The 20702-nt window shown below is 56.4% G+C and carries 15 protein-coding genes; 12 read left to right on the top strand and 3 right to left on the bottom strand.

Annotated features, from left to right (window positions below; translation table 11 throughout):
* Nucleotides 1–73: 73 nt before the first annotated feature.
* On the bottom strand, nt 74–688 hold the full coding sequence (locus tag COA55_RS14415) for a TetR/AcrR family transcriptional regulator (protein WP_063519652.1): 615 nt from the start codon (nt 686–688) through the stop codon (nt 74–76).
* Nucleotides 689–813: 125 nt separating this feature from the next.
* Between COA55_RS14415 and COA55_RS14410 the strand changes: the two genes are divergently transcribed.
* The 4 genes from COA55_RS14410 to COA55_RS14395 all read left to right on the top strand — a co-directional run bounded on the left by COA55_RS14410 (nt 814) and on the right by COA55_RS14395 (nt 6363).
* Nucleotides 814–1647 carry an SDR family NAD(P)-dependent oxidoreductase gene (locus COA55_RS14410; RefSeq protein WP_290502701.1) on the top strand — a complete coding sequence of 278 codons (834 nt, stop codon included), beginning with the start codon at nt 814–816 and terminating at the stop codon, nt 1645–1647.
* Nucleotides 1648–1702: 55 nt separating this feature from the next.
* The gene (locus COA55_RS14405) at nt 1703–2629 is read left to right on the top strand and encodes a hypothetical protein (protein ID WP_063519654.1); all 927 of its coding nucleotides are present in this window, start codon (nt 1703–1705) and stop codon (nt 2627–2629) included.
* 73 nt (nt 2630–2702) lie between these two features.
* Complete coding sequence (locus COA55_RS14400) at nt 2703–4256, top strand: NAD(P)-binding domain-containing protein (RefSeq protein WP_290502700.1); 1554 nt, start codon at nt 2703–2705, stop codon at nt 4254–4256.
* A 178-nt stretch (nt 4257–4434) separates the two neighbouring features.
* Complete coding sequence (locus COA55_RS14395; protein ID WP_290502699.1) at nt 4435–6363, top strand: choice-of-anchor I family protein; 1929 nt, start codon at nt 4435–4437, stop codon at nt 6361–6363.
* Between the two features lie 120 nt (nt 6364–6483).
* Here COA55_RS14395 and COA55_RS14390 read toward each other — a convergent pair whose 3' ends face one another.
* Nucleotides 6484–6798, bottom strand: a complete 315-nt coding sequence (locus COA55_RS14390) for a DUF1244 domain-containing protein (RefSeq protein ID WP_063521213.1) — start codon at nt 6796–6798, stop codon at nt 6484–6486.
* Between the two features lie 197 nt (nt 6799–6995).
* Entirely contained in the window at nt 6996–8585 is a 1590-nt protein-coding gene (locus COA55_RS14385; RefSeq protein ID WP_290502698.1) for an ABC-F family ATPase, read from the bottom strand.
* Nucleotides 8586–8784: 199 nt separating this feature from the next.
* On the opposite strand from COA55_RS14385, the gene COA55_RS14380 reads away from it, so the two are divergent.
* The 8 genes from COA55_RS14380 to COA55_RS14345 all read left to right on the top strand — a co-directional run bounded on the left by COA55_RS14380 (nt 8785) and on the right by COA55_RS14345 (nt 20566).
* Entirely contained in the window at nt 8785–9579 is a 795-nt protein-coding gene (locus COA55_RS14380; protein WP_290502697.1) for a hypothetical protein, read from the top strand.
* 86 nt (nt 9580–9665) lie between these two features.
* Nucleotides 9666–10067 (top strand): thioesterase family protein, encoded by a 402-nt coding sequence (locus COA55_RS14375; protein WP_063521602.1) that lies wholly within the window; start codon nt 9666–9668, stop codon nt 10065–10067.
* A 132-nt stretch (nt 10068–10199) separates the two neighbouring features.
* Nucleotides 10200–11291: a ferrochelatase gene (gene hemH / locus COA55_RS14370; RefSeq protein WP_290502696.1), complete on the top strand. Its 1092-nt coding sequence runs from the start codon at nt 10200–10202 to the stop codon at nt 11289–11291.
* 209 nt (nt 11292–11500) lie between these two features.
* On the top strand, nt 11501–12424 hold the full coding sequence (locus COA55_RS14365; protein ID WP_290502695.1) for a helix-turn-helix transcriptional regulator: 924 nt from the start codon (nt 11501–11503) through the stop codon (nt 12422–12424).
* Nucleotides 12425–12488: 64 nt separating this feature from the next.
* Nucleotides 12489–13661, top strand: coding sequence for a helix-turn-helix transcriptional regulator (locus tag COA55_RS14360; RefSeq protein ID WP_063539392.1), 1173 nt, complete (start codon nt 12489–12491; stop codon nt 13659–13661).
* Nucleotides 13662–13868: 207 nt separating this feature from the next.
* A complete protein-coding gene (locus COA55_RS14355; protein ID WP_290502694.1) occupies nt 13869–15902 on the top strand; it encodes a hypothetical protein in 2034 nt (677 codons plus the stop codon).
* 483 nt (nt 15903–16385) lie between these two features.
* Nucleotides 16386–18476, top strand: coding sequence for a thrombospondin type 3 repeat-containing protein (locus tag COA55_RS14350; protein WP_290502693.1), 2091 nt, complete (start codon nt 16386–16388; stop codon nt 18474–18476).
* A gap of 452 nt (nt 18477–18928) precedes the next feature.
* Nucleotides 18929–20566, top strand: coding sequence for a hypothetical protein (locus COA55_RS14345; protein WP_290502692.1), 1638 nt, complete (start codon nt 18929–18931; stop codon nt 20564–20566).
* The last annotated feature ends 136 nt before the right edge of the window (nt 20567–20702 follow it).

The raw sequence follows: 20702 nt of genomic DNA, 5'->3' as shown, positions 1-20702 counted from the left end.
CCGTCGCTATGGCTGTGTATGCATGAAACGTGGTGTCCCGGTTGGACTTCGGTAACGCGTACTGAAAAACGGGTCAGGCTTCAGGAAGGCCCAGTTTGTGTTCCGCGTAACTGGCCAGGATGTCGCCAAATACGGTGACCAGCTCATCGAATCCCTGTGTCGGCTGTTGCTCCGAAAGGTGACGAACCACGGTAAAAACCCCGCCGTTGATATAAAAGTAGGCCAGCGCGGGGATATTGGGCAGGCGCAGCATGTCCGGGTGGTGCATCAGATACTGGGTGAACAGATCCATCAACGCCCGGTTGATGGGCTCCTGATAGATCACCATGTCCAAACTGAAGGCGTGACGGGCGCATTTCAGGTAAAGCTGGTTGTTCTCCTCGAGAAAATCCCGAAAGGTAAATAGAAGCTTGGCCACCGCATCGCGGATGTTCAGCCGCACCAGCTCTGGAATCAGTGGCTTGATCATCGCCACTGTGTCGTCCACGAACCGTGCACCCGCAGCCTCGAAGATGGCGTCCTTGTCCTCGAAATATTCATACAGGGAGCCCACGCCGATGCCGGCGATGTCGGCAACTTGCCGCGCCGTGGTGGCAGAAGGGCCCTGCTGGGCAATGGCAATCAGGGCGGCCTCGACGATGGCGTCGACGGTGGCTTTGGAGCGTTGTTGTTTGGGTTTGCGAGCCATGATGATTTCCGAATTGAATCCGAACAAGCATTCGATTTATTGTTACACCGAGCAATGTAACAGTAAAGCCTTGCGTTGCGATACAGGGGGCAGGCAAGGCAAACGGTGCAAGGGAGTGAGGCTCCATGTTCGCTAGTAATAACAAAATAACCCATGCCGCCTCTGCTGTGGTGACCGGGGCGGGCAGCGGCATTGGCCGTGCCTTTGCTGAAGAGCTGGCCCGGCGCAACAGCGCGGTGGTCTGTGCAGATATCAATCTGGATACCGCCCAGGAAACCGCCGACTGCATTACCCGTACAGGCGGTCGCGCCTGGGCGGTGAAGTGTGATGTCAGCGTGCAGGCCGACGTGGAAGCGCTGGCCGAGCAAGCGGAGACATTATTGCCGGAACCGGTGAATCTGGTCATTAACAATGCCGGCGTGGGGGTAGGCGGCAAGCCGGTGGGCGATATTTCCCTGGACGACTGGCACTGGACCATGGGCATCAACCTGTGGGGTGTGATCCATGGTTGTCACGTTTTTGCCCCCCGTCTGAAAGCCCAGGGGCGAGGCGGCATTATCAACGTGGCCTCCACCGCCAGTTTTGCGGCCGCTCCCTTGATGGGCCCCTACAACGTAACCAAGGCCGGGGTCCTGGCCTTGTCGGAAACCCTGGCGGCGGAAACCTCCGGCACCGGCGTTAACGTGACGGTGCTGTGCCCCACGGTGGTGAACACCAATATTTTCACTGCCGGGCGAATTGATGCCGGGGTGACGCCGCTAATGAACAAGATTGTGGAACTCACGGGCGTTTCTGCCGAGGGGGTGGCGCTGACCACGCTCAAGGCGCTGGACCGGGGGCAGTTGTATGTGCTGCCGCAACTGGACGCACGCATGATCTGGCGAGCAAAGCGTTATTTGCCCGCCACGTATACCCGTGGCGCCGGGCTGCTTAGCCGCCTGGCGTCTGCAAAAGCATAAAACGCATTCACGTTAAAACGGTTTAAACATCGTATCGCGATAACAGGAGAGCATCATGGCATCTATCGATCTTGATAAAATGCTGGCCAAAATCAAATCCACCCAGTGGGCTCTGTCAGATATCGACTGGGATGCCCCCGGCGCGGAACTGATTACTGAAGAACAGTGGCCGAAACTGAAAGATTTCATGGCCGACCTGATGTGGATTGAGCACGTGGGTGCCCGTGCGTTTGCCGCCATGGCCAAGAAAGCTCCCACTGATACTCTGCGTGAAATTTATACTTATTTTCATGCGGAAGAGCAGCGCCATGCCAATGCCGAGATGGCACTGATGAAGCGCTGGGGCATGCTTGAGGGCGATGAAATTCCCGAGCCCAACATCAACCTGCGGTTGGTGATCGAATGGCTGGACCGTTATAGCGATGAGATGCCGGTCTATGTATTGGGCACCGTGGTGCCGATGCTGGAGATCGCCCTGGATGGCGCCCTTTGCACCTTCCTGCTGGAAACAGTGAAAGATCCGGTTTGTCACCAGGCCTTTGAGAAAATCAATGACGATGAATCGCGTCACCTGGGAGTCGGTTTCAGCGTGATGGAGATGCAGGGGCGCGGCAAAACCTTTATCGGTGCCACCAAAATGCTGGCGCCGCTGCTGGACCCGCGCCTGATGCTGGGCATCGCCTCCTACGTGCCTCTGTTGAACAAGATGCGCGACAACATTATTACCATGGGGCTGCCGGAAGAGCGGCTGTATGCGGCCATGGCCAAGTTCGAAAAAATTGGTGGGCGCACGGAAGATGGCCGCCGCAATCCCTGGTTCCAGGTGATCCGTCAACATGCCAAGTTTGTGGTGGACCGCAACAATCGTGCTTACCACATGCCGGTGGATGGCATGGTCAAGCTGACCGGGCTGATCCCGCGCCGGGCTTTGCCTGCTGTACCTTCCTGGGTAAAAGAGCTGACCTACCAGCCCACCGCCTGATGTTGCCGATGACGGCTCATCAGGTGCCCGGTGTGCGTGATGAGCCTCTCATGTTTGCTGAAGAGATATTGTTATGACCACATCCTCTGCCTCCCCAAAAAAGACCGCCCGCAAAACGGCTCCCCGTAAGCGTTCTGCCTCGGCCAAGCGTACGGCGGCAAAAAAAAGCCCAGCAGTAAAGCCGGTATCGGTGTTGATCGTTGGGGCGGGTTTTGCCGGCCTGGGAATGGCCATCCGTCTCAAACAGGCCGGCATTGAAGATTTCGCGATTCTGGAACGCAGTAATGCGGTGGGGGGTACCTGGCGCGACAATCAATATCCCGGTGCGGCCTGTGATATTCCGTCCAATCTGTATTCCTATTCGTTTGCGCCCAACCCCAACTGGTCGCGCAGCTTTTCGGGCAGCGAGGAAATTCTCGGTTATATTCATCACCTGGTGGCCGAGTTCAAACTGGAATCACATATCCGTTTCCAGAAAAACGTGGAAGACCTGTCTTTCGATGAAAAGAAGGGCGTCTGGACCGCGACCACCGATAAAGGCGAAAAGTTTGCCGGCCGTGCTGCGGTGATGGCCCAGGGGCCCCTATCCAATTGTAGCTTCCCGGCGATTACGGGCATCGAAGATTTCAAGGGCCACAAGATTCACAGTGCCCGCTGGGATCACGATTACGATTTTGCGGGCAAGAAAGTGGCGGTCATCGGTACCGGCGCCAGTGGCATCCAGATCATCCCCGAGCTGGTGAAACAGGCGAAGCATTTAAAAGTGTTCCAGCGCACCCCGGGCTGGGTCATGCCGCGCCCGGATTTTGCCACGCCGCAGTGGAATAAAAAGCTGTTCGAGAAACTGCCAGCCAGCCAGCAAGCCATGCGCAACCTGCTCTACTGGACCCATGAGAGTATGGCGCTGGCCGTTATCTGGAACTCGCCGCTGACCCGCGTGGCTGAACGCGTGGCGCGTTTGCATCTGCGCCGGCAAGTGAAAGATCGCTGGCTGCGTCGTCAGCTGACGCCGGACTTCACCATCGGTTGCAAGCGGGTGCTGGTATCCAACGATTACTACCCGGCGCTGCAGAAAGATAACGCCAAGCTGATTACCTGGCCGATTGCCCGACTCAGTGAAAAAGGCATTCGTACCGTGGAAGGTATTGAGCATCAGGTGGATTGTATTGTTTTCGCTACCGGTTTCGATGTCAGCCATTCGGGCACGCCTTTTCCGGTGAAGGGTCGAAAGGGGCGCGTCCTGGGCGATGAATGGCAAGGCGGCGCTCAAGCCTATAAGAGCATTAATGTGTCGGGCTATCCGAACCTCTACATGACCTTTGGCCCCAACTCTGGCCCTGGCCATAATTCCGCGCTGGTGTATATGGAATCCCAGCTCGATTATGCCGTGAAAGGGGTGCAGAAAATTCTGCAGGAAGACCTGAAGGTGCTGGATGTGAAAGAGGATGTGCAGCGCAAGCACAACAAGACCATGCAGAAACGGTTGGCCAAAACCAACTGGAATTCCGGTTGCAAGAGCTGGTATCTCACCGAAGACGGTTTCAACGCTACCATGTACCCCGGGTTCGCCACCCAGTACGCGGCGCAGATGGCCGACTTCGAGGAGAACGATTACGAAACCGCCTGATGTGAATCAGTCTGGTTTCATCCGGTGAACGCGGCCCTGCCTGGCAGGTGCCGCGTTTTTTTATGCCAGAACAGAACAGACACAATTTCTTCACCTCCCCGTCTCTTCGTTTTCATGAACGACCTGTAAAACCCTGAAAGCAATTCGTTTGGGGAAAATAAACAGCAGGGGTTATTCAATGAAGACTTTGTATCTGGGGGCCAGCGTGGTGCTGGCGGCGGCGTTGACCGCCTGTGGTGGCGACAACAATGAGTCTGATGCCGCTGTCGATGAAGCGGTGCGCACGCCAGACAGTATCCGGTTGTCCTATGTGAGCCGTTATTCCACGGGCAGCTTTGATGCTTCCGCCGCCGAGATCCCGGCCTATGACGCGGCCAGCCAGCGCCTGTTTGTGGTGAATGCGGAACAGGGTGAGCTGGATGTACTGGACCTGAGCGATCCTGAGAATCCGGTCAAGATTGATGCGATCAGTGCCGCAGGCATTGCGGCGGGCGCCGAAGTGAATAGTGTCGCTACCAGCCATGGTCTGGTGGCCGTGGCGATTGAAGCCGATCCCAAAACGGACAACGGTTTTGTTGCCCTCTATAAGGCCAGTGATCTGACCTTGTTAGGTAGCCAGCAAGTGGGCGCCCAGCCGGACATGGTGGCGTTTACCCCGGATGGAACCCGTGTACTCACCGCCAATGAGGGCGAGCCCAGCGACGATTACCAGACGGACCCGGACGGCTCCATCAGCATTGTGGATTTCAGTGATCCGGCCAACCCGGTCGTGATCACGGCGGGCTTTGACGCTTTTGATGCCGCCACCCTGCGAGACAGGGGCGTGCGAATTTATGGTCCCAATGCCTCCGTGTCCCAAGACCTGGAGCCGGAATACATTGCCATTTCGGCGGACAGCCAGACGGCTTGGGTGACCCTGCAGGAAAACAACGCCCTGGCCAAGGTCGACATCCTCGCCGGAGAGGTCACGGATATTCTGCCGCTAGGCGAGATTGATCGTGGTGTGGTTGCCATGGATTTCAGCGATGAAGACGGGGGGGTTATCAATATCACCACCCACGCCGGCGTGATGGGCCTGTATCTGCCCGATGCCATTCATGCCTACCAGGCCAATGGCGCTACCTATCTGGTCACCGCTAACGAGGGGGACGCCCGCGCTTGGGGGGAAGACAACGAGGGTTACTGGAATGAAGATCTTAAGGTTAACAGCACCGAATGTGGTGATGCCTCTCTTGGCTTTGTAGAGGAACTCCGCGTCAAGCATCTGGTTCATGCCGATGGCTTTGAGCGTCGTTGCGGCGATGACATGCCGCCACAACTGCTGGCGCTGGCGGAAGGGGCCCTGCTGGACCCGGATGTATTTGGCTATTGCGGGGCCGCCGCCGGAGACCCAGGGGATTGCCGTGACGATGAGTTGCTGGGTCGCCTGAATATCACCTGGGTGCAGGGCTACAAGACCGACGACAATGGCAAGCCGCTGCTGTTCAACGACGCGGGCGACCAGGATGACGACGGTAACCGCCTTATGTATGACACCCTGTACAGCTATGGTGGCCGATCTTTCTCCATCTGGGGTGAGGATGGCAAGCAGGTATTCGACAGTGGTGACATGATCGAACAGTTCCTTGCCAGTGATGGTTGCTGGCTGAGCCAGAATCGGGATGTGGCCTGCCGGGATTTCTTCAATGCCGGGCATGATGAAATCAATGCCATGGATAGCCGCAGTGATGCCAAGGGGCCAGAGCCGGAAGGGCTGACCATCGGTGCCATCGGCAACAAGACTTTCCTGTTCCTGGGGCTGGAGCGCATGGGTGGCGTGTTGGTCTATGACATCACCGATCCGGCGGCACCGATCTATCAGGACTATTTCAACAGCCGCAACTACTGGGGCGGCGGTGGAGATAGTGAAGATATCGAAGACCTGATCGATGATGGCCTGATCGCGGAAAGCCAGATTGGTACCATCGCGGGCGATCTGGGGCCGGAAGGGCTGGTGTTTATTCCTGCGACGGATTCTCCCAGCGGTGAGGCGTTGCTGGTGGTGGGCCATGAAGTCAGCGGCACTACCGCTGTCTATCAGGTCGAGAGCGTGTTCAGCGAAGAATAACAAGACATCCATGTCCAGCTGGCGGCCTGCGGGCCGCCTCTCTTGTTATGCCGGCGCCGCATTACGAGTGAAAATAGGCACCGTGGTCGCGCTTGGTGAGCTTGCGCAAATCGTTGCGTTTCAGTCTTGTTGCCGGGCCTTCTGCCTGGCCTCAAAAGCGGCTAACTGTTCCGGGGACGCGGGCGTCTGGAAACGGGCTTTCCAGTCGGCGAACGGCATGCCATATACCCACTCCCGCGCGGCCTCGTAATCCAGCGCTACCTGGCGCTCTTCAGCGGCGGCCACCAACCATTTCGACAGGCAGTTACGGCAGAAATCCGCCAGGATCATCAGGTCGATATTCTGCACATCCTTGTGTTCATCCAGATGCTGAAGGAGCCGGCGAAACGCGGCGGCTTCCATCTCGGTACGGGTGCTCTGATCGATGTCGGTCATGGGGTTATCCTTGTGCTCGTCACCAGATTCGAAGCCGCTGTAAGAGTTCCCTTCCAGGGGACGAATCCGGCGTTGTTAATATTCGAAATCGTTAAGGCTGGCCTGTGTGCTGAATAGTAATGGGCCTTTTAATCGCCTGTCGGCGATGGTCGCGCTGCGCGCGATTCGTCCCCTGGAAGGGAACTCCTACAGTAACATCAGCCGTCCACATCAATACTGCGCAGGTAATCATCGTAGTTGCCGGTGAAGTCGCGAACGCCTTCGGGGGTGATTTCCAGAATGCGGGTGGCCAGCGAGCTGACGAATTCCCGGTCATGGCTGACAAAGAACAGCGTACCCGGATAATTCTCCAGCGCCAGGTTCAGCGCTTCGATGGATTCCATGTCCAGGTGGTTGGTGGGCTCATCCAGCAACAGCACATTGGGTTTGGTCAGGGTCAGCTTGCCAAACAACATGCGGCCCTGTTCGCCACCGGAAATCACCTTCACGGATTTCAGCACTTCGTCATTGGAAAACAACATGCGACCCAACGCTGCGCGCACCGCCTGTTCGCCATCGCTGGTCCACTGGGCCATCCAGTCGAACAGGATCATGTCCTGTTCAAAGTCGTGGCTGTGATCCTGGGCGAAGTAACCCAGCTCGGCGGCTTCTGCCCATTTCACCGTGCCATTGTCGGCAGCCAGATCACCGGCCAGGCAGCGTAACAGGGTGGTTTTGCCAATGCCGTTGGGTCCGATAATGGCGACCCGTTCGCCAGCTTCTACTTGCAGGCTCAGGTCCTGGAACAGAGTCAGATCATCGTAATGCTTGCCCAGCCCTTCCAGTGTCACCGCCTGGCGGTGCAGTTTCTTGGTCTGCTCAAAACGAATATAAGGGCTGATCCGGCTGGAGGGTTTCACCTCTTCCAGCTGGATTTTGTCGATCTGCTTTGCCCGGCTGGTGGCCTGTTTGGCCTTGGAGGCGTTGGCCGAGAAGCGGCTGACAAAGCTCTGCAGGTCAGCGATTTCCTTTTTCTTCTTGGCGTTGTCCGCATACAGACGGTCACGGGCGGCGGTGGCGGCGGTCATGTACTCGTCGTAGTTGCCCGGGAACAGGCGCAGCTCACCGTAATCCAGATCCGCCATGTGGGTGCACACGCTGTTCAGGAAGTGCCGGTCGTGGGAAATGATAATCATGGTGCTGGAGCGGGCCACCAGAATATCTTCCAGCCAGCGGATGGTGTGGATATCCAGATGGTTGGTGGGCTCATCCAGTAGCAAGACGTCCGGATCGGAGAACAGGGCCTGGGCAAGCAGTACGCGCAATTTCCAGCCCGGCGCCACGGCGGTCATGGGGCCGGCGTGTTGTTCTTCGGGAATGCCCAGCCCCAGCAGCAGGTCACCGGCCCGGGCTTCGGCGGTGTAGCCGTCCATCTCCGCGAATTGCATTTCCAGTTCGGCCACGCGCATGCCGTCTTCTTCGCTCATTTCCGGCAGGCTGTAAATCCGGTCGCGCTCGGCTTTTACCGCTGCCAGTTCGCTGTGCCCCATGATCACGGTGTCCAGCACCGTGTGTTCCTCGAAGGCGAACTGGTCCTGGCGCAGTTTGCCAAGGCGATCATTGGGGTCCAGCATCACCTGACCATTGCTGGGCTGCAGTTCGCCACCGAGGATTTTCATAAAGGTGGATTTGCCGCAGCCGTTGGCGCCGATCAGGCCGTAGCGGTTGCCGTTACCGAATTTGACGGAGACGTTTTCAAACAGCGGCTTGGCGCCAAACTGCATGGTGATGTTCGCGGTAGAAATCAAGAGACTGTCCTGTAACGAGAGGGCGGCCGGGGCGCGCCATCGCCGGCTGCGGGGGTTGTCGGCAGGCGGCGGGAAGAAAGAGGCGGCATTGTACCGGCTTGCCGGGCAAAAGGCAGTCCCGCCCGGCGGTCAGTATGGGGTTGAAAAAATGAGCAAAAAGGCGCGTATTAGGCGGACACGTCAGGAAAGCGAGGGGACCATGAGAAGAAAACCCACCCTGATAGGGATAATAGCTGCCGGGCTACTGGGACTCTTTGTGGCGGGCTGCAGTGATGACAGCGGCCATGAGTATCTGGAACAGCAGGTTCGCCAAGCCTTGCAGGATAACAATCTGAGCGTTTGGCAGGTGGAGTCGCTGGCGGTGACCGACCGCCAGAAAGAGGGCAACAAAGGGCATGTGGTTACCTCCTACCAGTTCGAGGTTGGGCTGGTACTGCAGGAGGACCTGCAACTGGTGCGCTATGCCGATGCGGATGCCCGGGAGCTGGTGGTGACGGCAGGGCCCGGGGCTGGGGAGTCGGTTGTGTTGCCGGGTATGGCGCGGGTCGAGGGGGAGCAAACCGAGCCGCTTGACGAGGAGGCGCCGCCGCGGGCACGGATCAGCCTGCCTCTTACGGATCTTCCTGCAGGGCTGCCGGCCTCCCTGTTACGGGAGCGCTTTGCTGACTGGCAGCAGATTGCGGTGGGGAGCGATGCGTACCAATCCATGCTGGATCGGCTGCGGCGGGCGCTGCTGGAGGAGCAGCGTGCGTTAAGCGACGCCTCTGACCAGCTACGCCGGGCGCGCCAGCAGCTGGAGACCCAGGATCAAGAGTTGCAGGCGCTGGAGGGTGGCGCGGGGCAATCCAGCGAGATGGGGGAAACCATGGAGCGTGCCAGTGAGAGCATCCTGGCGTTGATGGCGCGGGTAGAGCAGTTGCAGGTGGAGCAGTACACCCGGGAGGAAACCGTCAAGAAGCTGCGGGCGGATCTGGATCACCTGCAGGGCAGTTGAGGTAGCCGCTTTCGTCTGGAGCAAGGGTTCGATTTGTGGGGCGCCATGGGTATTATGGCAGCCCCTTCCCTGTATCGGATCCGGTCATGTTTGAACAAACCGTCACTCCCCGCTTTTATGAAACCGACGCCTTCGGCCACGTGAACAACACGGTTGTTACGGGTTGGTTCGAAACGGGCCGGGCGCCACTGTTTCAGCTTTTCGGTGGCGGCCGCAATCCGGCCTCGCTGCCGTTGATTCTTGCCCGTGTCGAAGTCGATTTCGTTGCCCAGATTTACTACGGCAGTGATGTGACCCTGCGTACCGGTATTGAACGCATTGGCAACAGCTCCTTTGTGGTTACCCAGCAGGCCTGGCAGAACGGTGCCCTGGTGGCTCGCGGGCGGGCGGTTCAGGTGTATTTTGATCATGAAAAGCAGGCGTCGGCACCGGTTCCGGATGCGTTTCGTGAGGAACTGGCGCGCCATGAAGGCGTGCTCCCGGAGTAATGCTTTCCTGTGGTGCTGATAGCCTGGCGGCCATGGCGTCTTGACGTGATGCCGCTACACTAACGGGCATAGTAGCCTGGGGGCGAGTCGAGCTCCCCCTCTATCAGAATGGCAACCAAGTGAGATCACTTCATGGCCTATCAGGGACAAGAAAACTTTGACCATCAGCAACCCGATAAAATCGGTGTGCTGATCACCAATCTGGGCACCCCGGATGCGCCAGAAGCCGGCGCTCTGCGTCGTTACCTGCGCGAGTTCTTGTCCGATACCCGGGTGGTGGAAATTCCCCGGGTTATCTGGTTCTTCATTCTTAACATGGTGATCCTGGTGATTCGCCCGCGTCGCTCCGCCCAGGCGTATAAAGGTGTATGGACGGAAAGGGGCTCGCCGCTGCTGGTGCACAGCCAGGACCAGGCGGATGGCATCCGGGCGCGTCTGCAGCAGAAATACGGTGACGGTGTGGTGGTGCGTCTTGCCATGCGTTATGGTAATCCATCCATCGCCAGTCAGCTGCAGGCCATGCAAGACGATGGTGTGCGCCAGTTGTTGGTGCTGCCCCTGTACCCGCAGTACTCGGCGTCCACCAACGCCTCAACCTTCGATGCGGTGGCACGGGATTTCATGCAGCGGCGCTGGTTGCCGGACCTGCGTTTTATCAGCCATTACCCGGATTACCCGCCTTATATTCAGGCCATGGCCGGCCACATTGCGGCCTACCGGAAGCAGCATGGCGCCGCAGACAAATTGGTCTTCAGTTATCACGGTGTGCCCAAACGCTTCCTGTTGAAGGGAGATCCGTACTTTTGCGAATGCCACAAAACCTCACGGCTGCTGGCCGAGGCACTGGGGCTTGCCGATGATCAATGGATGACGACGTTCCAGTCCCGTTTCGGGCGGGAAGAATGGCTGCAGCCTTACACCGATGCCACCCTGAAATCCCTGCCCGGGCAGGGCGTGAAATCCGTGCAGGTTTTTTGCCCCGGCTTTTCTGCGGACTGCCTGGAAACGGTAGAGGAAATCGATGAGGAGAACCGGGGCTACTTCGAGGCGGCCGGTGGCGAGTCTTTTGCCTATATCTCTGCCATGAATGCCGAGCCGGCGCACCTGGATGCCCTGACTCAGCTTATCGAAGATAATCTTCAGGGCTGGGAGCTGTTGGAAAATGACGCCGTGGGCCTGAGAGAGCGACAGCAGCGAGCCCGCCAACAGGGCGCGGACCGTTAGGGAACCTTGAATAACTCCTTGCGTACTCAGTCTTTCAGGCTGGCTCCCTCGCTCATATCGCCCTTCCTTGCCTCAAACGCCCGCCTATGCGGGCGTTTTGCTGTCAGTCCCCCATTTGGGGGATGCGCGGATAGCGCTGCCTGATTACTCTGAACCTCAAGAGATAGGGAGGAACCGGGGTGTCGCGGGACAAGGATCTGGCAGAGATTATGGACGCGATTTATTTCGCGGCGCATCAAAGAGATGGATGGCAGGATTGCCTGGACCGGATCAGTGTATTGAGCGGTGGGCAATCCGCTCAACTGTTGATGCTGAATAGGGAGAACGACCAGCGACTGGGCGGTTATCAGAGTAGCCGCGCCCTTGTAAAGTCCGACAGCCGTGGCGCGTCCGCGCTCACCCTGTGTGATGTTCGGCATGATACGGACGATGCACTATTGGTGCTGACTGTGCAGCGTCCAGCAGAGCAGGGCGAGTTTGGGGCTGCTGTAAAGGAATTGATTGAAGGGCTAATGCCGCACATTGCCAGAGCCCTTCGTCAGGAGGAAGCCGCCAGACTATTGGATGATCGTCAGATTGCGGTCTACCGGCAAAGACAGGGAGCCATGTTGCTTCTGGACGGTCAGCAGAACGTGGTTTTCGTGTCTGCGGAAGCAGAGAAGCAGTTGATGAGAGCAGCCTCGGTGAGGCTCGAAGAGAATCGCCTGAGACTGTCCTTTCGACAGTCTCAGGTGCAGCTGGATGCGCTCATGCAGGAGTGCCTAACGCGCAAATACACCGGGATGGTGAACATTGGCGATGCAGGGAAGGAGTCTATGCGATTGCTGGTCAGTACGGTGCAGCCTCGCGATGAAGCGTTGTTCCTGTCGCATGGTTTGCTGGCGGTCTTTATCGTCGCAGAGCCGAGCGAAGAAAATAGTGAAGAAGAGTTGATCGGACAGTGTCTGGGATTGACCGAGTCGGAGTCGCGGATTGCCAATGGAATTGCGCGCGGTCAAAAGCCGGGGCAAATCGCGGATCAACTGAACCTTTCTGTGCACACCGTCCGCCATCACATCAAAAATATCTACCGTAAGACCGGGGCGCATTCCCAGTCACAACTGACCGCGCTGGTGCTGAATTTGCCGGTATAAGACATGAGCTTGGGACGATAATCTTTGTGGTATTGTTTGAGCAGGGGGAAGAAAGAGGCGGGTTATGTTTGTTGGCAAAGGGCTGAATGCTTTACTGGACGCCCTCTACTACGCACCTTACGAAAAATCCGGCTGGCAGGAGTTCCTGAACCGGATGGTGAGCCTGTCTGGCAGTCGTTCGGCGCGTATCCTGGTGATGAACAAGGATGCCGACCAAGTGTTCAACGGCGTGCAGGTTAACACCGATGCCAGTGCTCACAAGGCGTTTGTAGAGCACTATGTGAACCTTTGCCCCTGGCGACCCGGATTGGCTTCGCTGCCGCCGGGTAAATTTTATTCCTCATTTCTGGATGGTATCTGCGATCAGAAAACGTTCTACCGGTCCGAGTTCTTCAATGATTGGGCCCGTGGTTTGGATATTCACCATGGTGCCAGCGGAACGGTTTGGCAGCACGAAGGCCAGACCATACAGATGTTTATGCAGCGTACCGGCGGGCAGGGCCATTTTACCCGTAACGAGACCAATGCCTTTAATGCACTAACGCCACATATTCGCCGCGCTCTTCGGCTTGAAGCAATTATCCACCAGCGTAAACAACAGCAGGATTATCTGGAGCAACAAGGCCGGTTCGGTGCCATGTTGTTGCTGAATGTTCGCAAAGAGGTGGTGTACGCCTCCGAGTCTGCCTGGGAAATGCTGCGTGCAGAACCCTCTCTTCGCATGCATACCAGAAAACTGCGTCTAAAGAACAAGGCCGCACAAGATCTACTGGATAGACTGCTCGCCGCTTCCTTCGATGGCAGCAATGTCCATGCCCCGGTAACTGGCGGTGTCGTCCCGGTATGGCGTTGCGGGCGCACGCCCTTGCTCATGCAGGTAATTCCCCTGCACCCGGATGCAGACAGTAGCCTGATGCCGGTCCCCGCGCACGTTGCTATCTATCTGGTGGATGGCGAACAGCAGTCGCAGATGGATCTTGGCAAGCTCGCCTCCTTGCTGGATCTCACCCCGGCGGAAGCGCGTGTTGCGGCCCTGGTTGCGCAGGGCGAAAAGCCGGCGGATATTGCCGCCAGTGGCAATGTTTCTCTCCACACGGTGCGTAGCCAGATTAAAAGCATTTTTATCAAAACCGAAGTCACCAGCCAGGCCCAGCTCACCAAACTGGTCAGAGCCCTTCCTGTCCAACAGCAGGTTACTCAGCCCCGCGTTCCTTTCCTGCTTTCCAGTGCGGGTTAGTTTTCATTCAGGTTTATTTCAAACGCTTTGTATTTTCTGGTCTGAACGGTAAGTGATTACCCATCCCCAATATTGGGGATGTGTGCATCGTTTGTCCCCGTTAGCCTGCTTCTTTGTGATGAATTGAGAAAGAAAGGGTTTCATCGAATACATGCGAAAGGGGGCGACATCATGAATAGAGTGCAAGCGGTCAGGCAGATTCTGGCCATGGGGCTGGCTTTGGTTATTACGGCCTGTGGTGGCGGAGGGGGCGGCGGCGATGGCAGCAGCTCGGCCGCCGCAAAGAGTGCGGGGAGTGGCAAAATTCAGGGGCCGATAACCGGCCTGCGTTATGTCACCAGCTCTGGCATTCAAGGTGAAGTGGATGCTGGCGGAGGCTATCAGTACAAACAGGGCGATAGCGTCGATTTTTTTGTGGGTGACACCCTGCTGGCTACCGTGACGGGCACAGGCTATACCCCGCTGAGTCATCTGATTCCAGATGCCTTCTCTCCGGAAGGCACTCTCAAGATCCAATATCTGGTCAGCATTGATGTCGATGGCAATCTGGATAACGGTATCCAGCTGGACAGTTCAGTGAATGAGGTGGCGACCAATGCCTTCCTGGACTGGTCCAATGAGATCGACGTGCAAGGCTTGCTGGCTGATACAGCGGGTGAAGGGGAAATGCTGACCGAGGCAGAGGTTGCCAGAGTGGATTTCCAGAAAATGGAGATTCTTACCTCCCAAGGCAGTCGCGTCACCGATATTGCCCCAGGGAACTTCAATGCCATAGAAATTATCAATTACGGTTACTTTGAAGGCTGCGCAGCGGGCTTTTCCGATGCTGACCTGAGTGTCACCAGCACAGATCCCCTCAACGTGACCCTGTCCCTCAATAATGGCGACAGCTTCCTTATCGACAGCAGTGCCTATGCCATAGGTTCGCAAGACCCCGAATTTACGAAGCCTGCGGATGTACTGCATGAAAACGGTCAGGCTTACCTGATCTCAAGCGTAAGGCTGGCCAACGGTATTACCGGACTGGGTTTGCGGACTGGGGATTATGGCCGAGGAAAAATTGTGGAATCCAATGATGGCCTGGTTGCCAGCCCTGCCAGCATGATCGAGGTCTCCGATGCGCAGGGCTGTACCTTCCGGTTGCTGTTCAATACCAAGGGAGCGAGCAGTAAAGGGCTGTATGCCTTTCAATTCGGATTGGCGACGCGCGGCCCAGGCTCCACAGAGCTGGCCGTTTGTGGCGAGAACAGTTCATCGGACAATCAGCTATATATGCCCATTGGCAATTACACCCTGTCGGCGTTTGGTGGGGATGTGACGGTAGAAGGAACTTATCGCAATAATGTTACCGGCGTGGAAACCAGCGAAACCTTTGATTGCAGCGAACAAATCCCGGAACGTGTCGTCAAGGGGAATCCTTTCGATTATTGCCTGGTCGGCTTCGACAATATTGCCAGCTGCCAGGACAAGCGCCAGGCACAGGAGGCGGGCATTCCGTTGGATTATGCTGAGGTCATGGTCTCCGTGGGAGGAGAGCAGGTCTTCAAATATGTTGAGGGAAGTGAGGCAATCCTGGATACCGGCGGGGGGGATTACCCTGCGCATATTATTGTTGATGGATCCTGTACAGAAGCCACCCTTCCTACAGAGGCGGCAAGGCAGGAGCTATTGGCTATGGAAGATTCTTTCGGCTACTCCTACCGTTCCGGTGAGTGCCCTGCAAAATCCAGTTATCCCTACTCCTGCGCCGTAGAGGTTGACAAAACCTACTTCTACTACACCCAGGATTATCTGGATTTGATCGGTGGTGAAGCGTTTCTCCCTTGTGGTGATGGTGATACGTCATCAGGCGATTATGGGTCGGGTGATGGATCTGGTGATGTGGGGATAGATGAAGACAGCATCGTGCCGGTGCCATCCTCCGGCGGTGAGGTCTCAGGCTATATTTTTGACAGTACCTGGGAGAGTAATCGCTTTTCCTTTTCACCGTCAGCGAGCGGCTTTTTTTGCGGTTATGCAAGTGCTGGCGAGATTGACGTGCAGGCATGGCTCTGCGACGACGAAAGTTGCATGGGGGCAAGCGGAGGGTGGGATGGCGATCCTTTCAGTGAGCAACTGGAAAGCAGCAAAACCTACTATATGTATATTGATACAGAGGTAGACCTTGCCGATAACTTTGATCCTATTCCGGTCACGCTTTCAATCATGGAGGAGCCAGGGTCAGGTTGTCCTGAGGAATAAGATTTGGCAGGGAAACTGACAGTTTCCCAATAGCCGGAAAGAGGCTTCGGGGTAAAGACTCTGCGCAGAACGGCCAGAGACTGCCCCCGAAGGGGTCGTACAGAGAATTACCAGGAAGAGGCGTATTCGACTTCCTTGAATGTATCCCGCCTAATCCCGGACCTGGTCCGGGATCTCCTGCCGTTAGAGGCAATGTTTCCCGTGGGCCGAGTTTTCGTAGTCAGATCAAGGGTATATCGATCAAGGCCCTGATCAGTCAAGCCTGCGCACCTCACGGATTAGGGCTTTTCTTGCTCTCAAGCGTAGGTTGGTTCCCTTTTTTTCTCCCATGCAATGATGCAAGAAGTGGTTTCCCGGTGAGCAAATGCTTATCCCCCATTTGGGGGATGTGGATTTTTTTCAGTATGGCTACTTTTCTTTGAGTGAATGAATGGCAGTGCGACAGGCGCTGCCGTTGGTGAAACTCGAATGAGGGTAGGGGAAATGACGACAAAGAGCCGGTTTATACGAAGCGCGTTGGCAATTGGTGTGGCGGCGGCGTTGTCCGCCTGTGGCGGTGGTGGAAGCAGCAGTGCGCCCGCCGACAATGGTGGGAACAACTCCGGGATGAAAATGTCCGGGGCCGCCGTGAAGGGGCCGTTGGCCAATGCACCCGTCACGGCTTATCGCATTGATTTGGCTGCGGAAAATTTGCAGGGTGCGAGTGTCGGAGAAACGCGCACTAATCAGCAGGCAGCCATTGAAAGCCTGACATTGAAGCCAGTAGAGGGGCCTTTCCTGCTGGTGATTACCGTCGACGGAGAAACCACGGACTTGTCCACCGATGACGGCAGTGCCGCCATGCAGACGCTGAAAACCATTGTGACCCAGTCGCAATTGAGTGGAAATCAGCCGGTTTATGCGACGCCGATGACCACAATGGTGGTAGAGCTGTTGAGCAATAAAGCGCTCACAACAGAAAACTTCGATAGCGAGCTTGCTGCGGCGCAGGCGCAAGTCGCTACCACGCTGGGGTTTGGTATCGATCCAGCCCTGAATCTGTTTGAAACACCGCCTCTCTATGTGGAAGGCATGGAGGAGGCGGATTTCTCCTCCGTCGTGAAATATCGCATGGCGAATGAAGCGCTGGTTGCCGTAGCTACCGGGATCGGGGGTAGAACAAGTACGCCGGCGTCCTCCGATGAGGTTATCGCCATGCTGGCAGAAGACGCCAGCGATGGAATTGTAGACGGGGAAGTTGATGGCGCCCCTATCTCCGGGTTTTCCGGTACCAATGTGGTAGATGATCTGAGCCAGGACCTGAGCGTGGTTAAGGTGCCGGGCACCGATACTCTTATCAGTGACATGGAAGATTTGCTGGCATCAGAAACAGAACAAACCGGAGTCGAGGTGGATCCCCCCGAGGATCTGGATGAAACCGTGGAAAACCCAGATCTGGAAGCGGATAGCGACCTGGATGGCCACCTTGACAGCGCAGACAACTGTCCTGGCATCGCCAACCCGAACCAGGAGGATGAGGATGCCGATGGTACAGGGGATGCCTGTGACCAGGACATGGACAACGATGAAATCCTGGATCATGAAGACAACTGCCCGGAAACGCCGAATTTTAACCAGGCGGATGGCGATAATGATGGTATCGGCGATGCCTGTGATCTGGATGCGGATAACGATGAGATCATCGACGCCGAAGATAATTGCCCGGCAATCCCCAATGCCAGCCAGCTGGATACCGACAGCGATGGCCAGGGTGATGTGTGTGACAGCGACGATGATGGGGACGGCGTTGCCGACACTTCTGACAACTGCCGCCTGACCCCCAATACCAGTCAGACCGATGCTAACAGCAATGGCATTGGTGATGCCTGTGAAGAGGATACGGATGAGGACGGCGTGATTGATGATCTGGATAACGCCCCTCTTATCCCTAATCCTGGCCAGGAAGATTTTGACAATGATGGCGTAGGGGACGTGGCCGATGATGATATCGATGGTGACGGCCTGCCCAACGGCCAGGACCCGAATGATTTTGACCCTGACTCGGATGATGACGGGATTGAGGACGGCATTGATCCAGAGCCGACCAACTCTGTGACAACGCTGGATTTGACGATCACGGAAACCGTCGCCAGTTATCAACCCGGTGCGCTGATTGAGGCCAACAACCCTCCGTACAATGACAGTATGCGCTGCACGATTGGTGATCTGGTCGTCGGTGATAGCTCAAGTTTCTCGGAAACCTGGAAGCTGAAGGCTGACCTGGACCAGTTTACGCTGGAAGGAACCGATGAAGATGGCAGCTACAGTGATTCTGGCTCTTATGACAAAGATACCCGAATCCTCTCTCTGTCAGAGGTTGGTGATGTGGTTTGGGAAAACGAAGGCTGTGATGCAGACGGGCAGCAACGCTGTTATTACTTCTATACACAGGAATCCTATAACTGGGAAGCCACCTATCACCCGGGTGAGTCACCGAAGATAACGGGAACGATCACGGGAACGGAAACCTGGACATGGAATAACGACAGCCAGAAATCCGTGTGTCATTTCACCCTGAACTTTACGGCAGACTAAGCAAACCAATAACCCACCGTCATCCCGGGCTCGCCCCGGGATCTCCTTCCGTTGGCAGAGTGTTTGAAAAGGCTACGATGCTTTGAGGGAGACTCCGGGGCACAAGTGAAGCGCAGAGCAGACGACGTCTGGCCCCGAAGGGGTGAGCGTAGCGAATAACTCCGGAGTGACGGTGGCTTGCTATGTCGCGGTGCTCTTACCGTCACGCCGAGGTTATTTTCTGCGCCTCTCCCCCCCTTTCTCGGTACAGTCTGTACAACGCCAGATGCCCCCTTCCCGCACGCCTTTTCTGCTCTCCAGCGCGGGCTGATTCTCCTTTTCCTATCAGCCCCCGCCTGAATACCAAGGGGTTAACAGTTAGTTGCTGCTCATCCCCAATTTGGGGGATGCGCGCCGGGGACGCCAGTGGTCTTCTAGTGTCCTCGAAGAGTTTTATTCGCACTGGAGGGAACATGAAAACATTCAAGTATGGATCATTGGCGCTGGCGGTAATGCTCACTGCCTGTGGGGGCGGGGGCTCCTCGTCCGGTGGTGGTAAGGCGCCAGAGCCTTCCGCAAAGACGGAGACAGGGGTATTCACCGATAGCGCGGTCGCGGGTATCAGCTATCAGACGTCCCCAGGGAACAAGAGTGGAACGACCACGGCTCTGGGGGAATACAATTATGTTGAGGGTGATACCGTCATCTTTAGCATTGGCGATACCGAACTGCCAGCCGTAACGGCAACCGGGCGTGTCACGCCGGCGGATATGGCCGACGGTAACGATGCGGATGTGGTAACCAATGTACTGCGGTTGCTGCAGACCCTGGATGATGACGGCAATCCTGACAACGGCATCACCATTAGTCAGCAAACGCTTGATAGCTTTGTTGGCAAGGATGTAGAGGTGAATCAGCCTGCCGGCGCTTTTGAAACCGAGGCGCAAACGGCGATCGGTGAAACCCTGGTAACAGAAGAAGAGGCCGAAGCGCATTTCGCCGCCTCTCAGCAGGCCGATCTACGCGGCAGTTGGCTGTTTGTAGACGACTATGGCCGCAATGTATTGAGTTTCCTGGATTATGATCGCTACATCATTGCTCATTCAAATGCTGATGATGGTGATCAAGAGGCTGCAACTGCCGAATGGGGAACCTATACCTGGGATCCCGTATCTGGCGACTTAACCCTGACGGTGTCCGGTGAATCCGATAATAGTGGTGGGTTGTCTGATCTGTCAGGTGAAACCGTGACATTACAGTTGGCCGATAGTGAGTTTGTTCTTACTGTCACGGAAGAGCTGTCGGATGATCAATTCGTAGACAATACGGTGACGTTTACGGCGATTGAAAGTTCGACAAATCCGCTTGTCGGTGCCTGGTATCTGGCAGAAGAGGGCGGCGCTTTCAATGTGCTGACGATTCTGGACGATTCCAACTACACCATAGCGCACAATGCCAATGAGGAATCCTATGAGGGCGCCTCTCCGATAGAGGTGTCTTCCGAGTGGGGAACCTATTCGACTAGCGGTGGCGCTTTCACTATCTCCAGTGTTGAGGCTGAAACGGACGGGCCGGGGGGGCTGTATGATGCAGATTCTCCTAATGCGCTTGAGTCCTATGAACAGCAACCGTGGGGCGACCTGGCCTTTACTCATGTTGACGACGGCAGCTTTAGTTTCAGCCGTATCGGCCGTTTCGCTGTGGAGCTGGAAGACCTGGCCGGGAATGCCAGTACTGTTATCGTCGAGCGTGAAGAAGATGGCTTCTTCGAAGGGATGGAGATTGATTTCAGCATTGACCTGGTTGGCGAAAATGACAAGGCCAATATTTATCTCAACGAAGATGGCACGGGCACGATGACCTTCGTGGACGATGGAGAATCAAACCCGATTAATGCACCTTGGGAAGCCACGACAAGCGGCACCCTGAGGTTCACTGAAGGCACTCCGGGTAATACCGGCAGTTGGACGCTTGCGCCGATCAAGAACAGTGGCTCGGATGCTGTGATTGTCGATTTCCGTCATATTGCTGGCTCTACCGAGAGCTTGCTCGGGTTCTTTGTCAGCGATGAGGCCAACCCTGTTGGCGAAGGTGAGGTTCTTCCTCAATAACACCTCGTTTGTATCCAGGTAAGAGGGGGGCGTGCCCCCACTGCTGTCCCACAGTTGGCAGCCTCATAAAGCGAACCTCATTTGAGGTTCGCTTTTTTTGTGCCTGTCAGGCTCAGGATGAAGGATGTCTTTCAGG

The organism is Alcanivorax sp. (assembly GCF_002733835.1).
GTDB lineage: Bacteria > Pseudomonadota > Gammaproteobacteria > Pseudomonadales > Alcanivoracaceae > Alcanivorax.
This window is presented reverse-complemented; position numbering and strand designations above follow the sequence as displayed.

What these genes read in the sequence shown, in the direction of transcription:
- COA55_RS14415 (WP_063519652.1), bottom strand. Translation starts at nt 688, where the DNA reads ATGGCTCGCAAACCCAAACAACAACGCTCCAAAGCCACCGTCGACGCC.
- COA55_RS14410 (WP_290502701.1), top strand. Translation starts at nt 814, where the DNA reads ATGTTCGCTAGTAATAACAAAATAACCCATGCCGCCTCTGCTGTGGTG.
- COA55_RS14405 (WP_063519654.1), top strand. Translation starts at nt 1,703, where the DNA reads ATGGCATCTATCGATCTTGATAAAATGCTGGCCAAAATCAAATCCACC.
- COA55_RS14400 (WP_290502700.1), top strand. Translation starts at nt 2,703, where the DNA reads ATGACCACATCCTCTGCCTCCCCAAAAAAGACCGCCCGCAAAACGGCT.
- COA55_RS14395 (WP_290502699.1), top strand. Translation starts at nt 4,435, where the DNA reads ATGAAGACTTTGTATCTGGGGGCCAGCGTGGTGCTGGCGGCGGCGTTG.
- COA55_RS14390 (WP_063521213.1), bottom strand. Translation starts at nt 6,798, where the DNA reads ATGACCGACATCGATCAGAGCACCCGTACCGAGATGGAAGCCGCCGCG.
- COA55_RS14380 (WP_290502697.1), top strand. Translation starts at nt 8,785, where the DNA reads ATGAGAAGAAAACCCACCCTGATAGGGATAATAGCTGCCGGGCTACTG.
- COA55_RS14375 (WP_063521602.1), top strand. Translation starts at nt 9,666, where the DNA reads ATGTTTGAACAAACCGTCACTCCCCGCTTTTATGAAACCGACGCCTTC.
- hemH (WP_290502696.1), top strand. Translation starts at nt 10,200, where the DNA reads ATGGCCTATCAGGGACAAGAAAACTTTGACCATCAGCAACCCGATAAA.
- COA55_RS14365 (WP_290502695.1), top strand. Translation starts at nt 11,501, where the DNA reads ATGGACGCGATTTATTTCGCGGCGCATCAAAGAGATGGATGGCAGGAT.
- COA55_RS14360 (WP_063539392.1), top strand. Translation starts at nt 12,489, where the DNA reads ATGTTTGTTGGCAAAGGGCTGAATGCTTTACTGGACGCCCTCTACTAC.
- COA55_RS14355 (WP_290502694.1), top strand. Translation starts at nt 13,869, where the DNA reads ATGGGGCTGGCTTTGGTTATTACGGCCTGTGGTGGCGGAGGGGGCGGC.
- COA55_RS14350 (WP_290502693.1), top strand. Translation starts at nt 16,386, where the DNA reads ATGACGACAAAGAGCCGGTTTATACGAAGCGCGTTGGCAATTGGTGTG.
- COA55_RS14345 (WP_290502692.1), top strand. Translation starts at nt 18,929, where the DNA reads ATGAAAACATTCAAGTATGGATCATTGGCGCTGGCGGTAATGCTCACT.